3 protein-coding genes and 1 pseudogene are annotated in these 5,264 nt (G+C 64.3%); all 4 read left to right on the top strand.

Features of this window, described 5'->3' with window-relative positions; all coding sequences use genetic code 11:
• Nucleotides 1-217 (top strand): annotated as a pseudogene (locus CFE50_RS22605) (TolC family protein); the annotation flags it as partial.
• Between the two features lie 47 nt (nucleotides 218-264).
• Nucleotides 265-1,533, top strand: a complete 1,269-nt coding sequence (locus CFE50_RS22610; protein WP_371099833.1) for an efflux RND transporter periplasmic adaptor subunit — start codon at nucleotides 265-267, stop codon at nucleotides 1,531-1,533.
• Between the two features lie 9 nt (nucleotides 1,534-1,542).
• A complete protein-coding gene (locus CFE50_RS22615) occupies nucleotides 1,543-4,680 on the top strand; it encodes an efflux RND transporter permease subunit (protein ID WP_007162515.1) in 3,138 nt (1,045 codons plus the stop codon).
• Between the two features lie 91 nt (nucleotides 4,681-4,771).
• Nucleotides 4,772-4,981 (top strand): hypothetical protein, encoded by a 210-nt coding sequence (locus tag CFE50_RS22620; RefSeq protein ID WP_007162516.1) that lies wholly within the window; start codon nucleotides 4,772-4,774, stop codon nucleotides 4,979-4,981.
• Nucleotides 4,982-5,264 lie beyond the last annotated feature (283 nt).

Genomic DNA, 5,264 nt, shown 5'->3' on the forward strand with positions numbered 1-5,264 from the left:
CGACGACTTGCGCAACCGGGTTTTGCCGGCGGGCCAGCGTACGGTCGATGACCTAACTCGCGGCTTCTCGCTGGGACGTTTTGCCCAGCTGGATGTGCTGGAAGCCCAGCGCGCCCTCATTGCCGCTAGGGGGCAGTACCTGCTCTCTCAACGTGCGCAGATCAATGCCTGGGCCCGCCTCGAACGCCTCCACGGCCCGCTCTTCACCTCCCCATGACGCTACAGATCCCGGTAATAAATCGGGTGCGGAGTTCTTGCATGACCATGACTTCATTCAGGCCGAGACTGCTGCGGCCGCTGCTGATTGCAGTAATTGGCGGTGGGCTGCCATTCAGTACCATTCAGGCGGGTACCGGTCACGACCACCCCGAACCCGCTGCCCCCCTAACGAAATCGGCAGATGCCAAGGCTGAGGCGACCCAGCCTCGCCCTGATCTGGACGAAGGCAAAGACGGCCATGACGCGAACGAGGGCGCCCATGGCGACGGCGAAGAGACGCATGCCGAAGGCGAAGTCGAGCTGAGCGCAGAGCAGATTCGAGCAGCCGGCATCGAAACCCAGGTGGTCACGCCGGTGAGCGTTGGCGCCTCTTTGAGTCTTCCGGGCGAGATTCGCTTCGATGAAGATCGTACCGCTCACGTGGTGTCCCGTACGCCCGGCGTCGTCGAGGAGGTGAAGGCGAATCTTGGAGACCGGGTGCGCAAGGGACAGGTGCTAGCAGTCATTGCCAGCGAGCAGCTTTCCGAGGTGCGCAGCGAGCTGGCGACCGCGCAGCAGCGGCTGCAACTGGCGCGCACCCTGTATGCCCGCGAGCAGAACCTCTGGCAGGAGCGGATCAGCGCCGAGCAGGATCTACTGCAGGCGCGGCAGACACTGCAGGAAGCCGAGATTGCTGTACGCAACGCCCGTCAAAAAGCACAGGCCTTGGGTGGAGCAGCCTCCGCTCAGGGCGGCAGTCGCTACCAGCTGCGCGCGCCCTTCGACGGCGTGGTGGTGGAGAAGCACCTGGTCCTGGGTGAGCGGGTGGACGAAGCCAGCAACCTCTTCACGCTCACCGACCTGTCCCGCGTCTGGGCCACGTTCGCCGTTCCTGCGCGTGACCTCGATCGAGTCACCGTTGGCCGAAAGGTGGAGGTACTCGCGGGTGAGCTGGATAGCCGCACCGAGGGCACCGTGGCGCATGTTGGCAATCTGCTGGGCGAACAGACCCGGGCGGCGACCGCGCGCGTCACCCTAGCCAATCCGGCGGGCGCCTGGCGCCCGGGTCTGTTCGTTACGGTGCGGCTCGATGACGAGCGACAGGCCAAGGTACTTGGCGTGCCCAATGGCGCCGTGCATGTCGTGGAGGATCGCACCGTGGTGTTCGTCCGGACGGCAGACGGCTTTCAGGCGACACCCGTGGTCACCGGGGTCCGGGACGGTGAGCGCACAGAGATTCGTCAGGGCTTGAGCGCCGGCCAGGTAGTGGCCGACCGCGGCAGCTTCATTCTCAAGTCGGAACTGGGCAAGGGCTCGGCCGAGCACTCCCACTAAGGGCGCATCATGTTCGAACGTATTCTTCGCTTCGCCATTGAGCAGCGCTGGTTGGTGCTGCTTGCCACGCTCGGCATCGCTGCACTCGGGATCTACAGCTATCGCCACCTGCCCATCGATGCGGTGCCGGACATCACCAACGTCCAGGTGCAGATCAATGCAGAAGTACCGGGCGCCTCGCCGCTGGAGGTCGAGCAGCGGGTCACCTATCCGCTGGAAACAGCCATGGCCGGCCTGCCGGGACTGGACCGGACCCGTTCGTTGTCGCGTTCGGGCTTTGCCCAGATCAGCGTCATTTTCGCCGATGGGACGGATCTGTACTTCGCTCGCCAGCAGGTGAGCGAGCGCCTCCAGGGTGCGCGCGAAGCCCTGCCAGAGGGTGTGGAGGTCAACCTGGGTCCGCTGTCCACGGGGCTTGGGGAAATCTTCCTCTGGACGGTGAAGGCCGCGCCCCAGGCGCGCCGCGCTGACGGCGAAGCCTATACGCTCACCGATCTGCGGGAGATCCAGGACTGGATCGTCAAACCCCAGTTGCGCACCGTGCCCGGGGTGGCGGAAGTCAACACCATTGGCGGCTATGCCAAGGAGTATCAGATCGCGCCCGATCCCAAACGGCTGGCAGGCTATCGCATCACCCTAGAGCAATTGGCGATGGCGCTCGAGCGGAACAACGCCAATGTCGGCGCCGGTTTCATCGAGCGCGCCGGGGAGCAGCTGGTGATTCGGGTACCGGGGCAGCTCGCCTCCGTCGAGGATATCGCCACCATCGTGCTCGCTACCGTGGACGGTACTCCGGTACGGATCCGGGATGTGGCCACGGTCGGGGTCGGGCAGGAGTCACGCTCCGGAGCAGCTACCGAAAATGGCGAAGAGGCGGTGCTTGGCACCGTCTTCATGCGGGTGGGTGAGAACAGCCGCGAGGTGGCCCTGGCAGTGGCCGAGCGCCTGGCGCAGATCAACCGCAACCTGCCGGAAGGCGTGCAGGCGGTCGCCGTGTACGACCGCACCACGCTAGTGGACAAGGCGATCGCTACGGTACGCAAGAATCTTGTGGAGGGTGCGCTGCTGGTCATCGCCGTGCTCTTCGTCTTCCTCGGCAATCTGCGCGCGGCGCTGATCACCGCGCTGGTGATCCCGCTGTCGATGCTCTTCACCTTCAGCGGCATGGCCGCGAATCGGGTCAGCGCCAACCTGATGAGTCTGGGTGCGCTCGACTTCGGCATCATCGTCGATGGCGCCGTGGTGATCGTGGAGAATGCCATTCGCCGGCTGGCTCATGCCCAGGAACGGCACGGTCGGGCGCTCGATCGCCGGGAGCGCTTCCAGGAAGTGTTCGCCGCCGCCCGCGAGGCGCGGAGACCCCTCATCTTCGGGCAGCTGATCATCATGGTGGTCTATCTGCCGGTGTTCGCCCTGACGGGTGTGGAAGGCAAGATGTTCCATCCCATGGCCTTTACCGTGGTGATCGCCTTGGTGGGCGCCATGCTGCTGTCCATCACCTTCGTCCCGGCGGCCGTGGCGCTGTTCGTCACGGGTCGCGTGCAGGAAAAGGACAATCGACTGATGAGCGCGGCGCGGCGCGGCTATGCCGTCGCGCTGGATGCAGCCATGCGCCGGCGGCCACTGGTGTTCGCCGGCGCTGGCCTGAGCGTGGTGCTGACGGTGCTGCTGGCGCTGCGCCTGGGCAGTGAATTCGTACCCAGCTTGAGCGAGGGTGATTTCGCGCTGCAGGCGCTAAGGGTGCCCGGTACCGGCCTGGGGCAATCGGTGGATATGCAGCAACGCCTGGAGCGCTCCATCCTGGATCAGGTACCCGAGGTGGAGCGGGTATTCGCGAGGACCGGCACCGCCGAGATCGCCGCGGATCCGATGCCGCCGAACATCTCCGACAGCTATGTGATGCTCAAGCCGCAGGCGCAGTGGCCTGATCCAGGCAAGTCTCGCGAGCAGCTGATGGCTGAGCTGGAAGCAGCGGCTGCGCGTGTACCCGGTAGCAATTACGAGCTGTCGCAACCGATCCAGCTGAGGTTCAACGAGTTGATTTCCGGGGTGCGCAGCGATGTGGCGGTCAAGGTCTTCGGCGATGACATGGCGGTGCTGAACAAGACCGCTGCGGACATCGCCAGGGTGTTGCAGAAGGTCACCGGCGCTGCCGAGGTGAAGGTGGAGCAGACCAGTGGGCTGCCGCTGCTGAGTGTGCAGATCGATCGTGAGCGAGCCGCACGCTACGGCCTCAATGTCGGCGACATCCAGGATGTGATTGCCACGGCGCTCGGCGGACGCAAGGCCGGCACGCTCTTCGAGGGCGATCGCCGCTTCGATCTGATGATCCGCCTCCCGGAAACCCTGCGCAGCGATCCGGCGGTGCTGGCGCGGTTGCCCATTCCATTGCCAGCGGTGGAAGGCCGCGTCGAGTTCATTCCCCTGGCCGATGTGGCGCGCCTGGAAACGGTGCTGGGGCCGAATCAGATCAGCCGAGAAGACGGCAAGCGCCTGGTGATCGTCAGTGCCAATGTGCGCGATCGGGACCTGGGTAGCTTCGTGGCGGATGCCACTGCCGCCATCACGGACCAGGTGCGAATTCCCGCAGGCTACTGGACCAGTTGGGGCGGCCAATTCGAGCAGTTGCAGGCCGCCGCCGCCCGCCTGCAACTCGTGGTGCCGGTGGCCTTGCTGCTGGTGTTCGTGCTGCTGTTCATGATGTTCGGCAATCTGCGCGACGGCCTCGTGGTCTTTACCGGCATTCCCTTCGCCTTGACGGGCGGGGTATTGGCGTTGTGGTTGCGGGACATTCCCTTGTCGATCTCGGCCGGTGTGGGCTTCATCGCACTGTCGGGCGTCGCAGTGCTCAATGGCTTGGTGATGGTCTCCTTCATCCGTGGCCTGCTGGAGGAGGGCAAGCCGCTGGATATCGCCGTGCGCGAGGGCGCGCTGGTCCGCCTGCGGCCGGTGCTGATGACTGCGCTGGTGGCCTCGTTGGGCTTCATTCCCATGGCCTTGGCCACCGGCACCGGGGCGGAGGTACAACGCCCGCTAGCGACCGTGGTGATCGGCGGCATCCTGTCCTCCACTGCCCTGACACTGCTGGTCTTGCCTGCGCTCTACCACAGCGTCCTGCGCCGTCGCGAACAGCCCCCGGCAGGATGACAGGATTGTAATGCGCGGCTCATCCTGGCGTTAGCCGCGCCCCTCTAGAGTGGCTCTCATACCCACGCTGCACTCTAGAAGGAGAAACACCATGACGTTCCTTAAAATTGCCCTGTTTGCCGCCACCCTCGCCGTTGCGAACCTCAGCTATGCCGCAGACGGCAGCGAGCGCTCGATCTCGCACAACCAAGATTTCCGCGATAGCCAGGCGGCGCTCCAGCAGCATCGAGAGATGCATGAAACGCTGGCACAGGAAGGGCGTCAGCCAGATAAAGCATCCAACGTCAAAGCGACCAACTGAGACTACGCATCTGTTTGGCCGTAGACGATCGATGCCGCGCATCTGAGGCTCGAACAGAAAGCGCCATGTGGCGCTTTCTGCATACCTAAAAATATACTGCCCTGGAAAAACAGCTTCACCGGCACCACTTGCCCCCCTTTTGCCCGCGCTCCACCTCTGTTACGGCCAAATAGTAATGTCGCGATCCAGCCAGATAGAAATGTCCCGATCACGTATGGCAGCTAGCCTAGCGGCTTTGCAGCCGATGCGGAGCGATCAGGATGTCAGCCTACGAGCGGATCAC

Source organism: Pseudomonas sp. PGPPP4 (genome assembly GCF_002256045.1).
In the GTDB taxonomy this organism is placed as follows: Bacteria; Pseudomonadota; Gammaproteobacteria; order Pseudomonadales; family Pseudomonadaceae; genus Chryseomonas; species Chryseomonas oryzihabitans.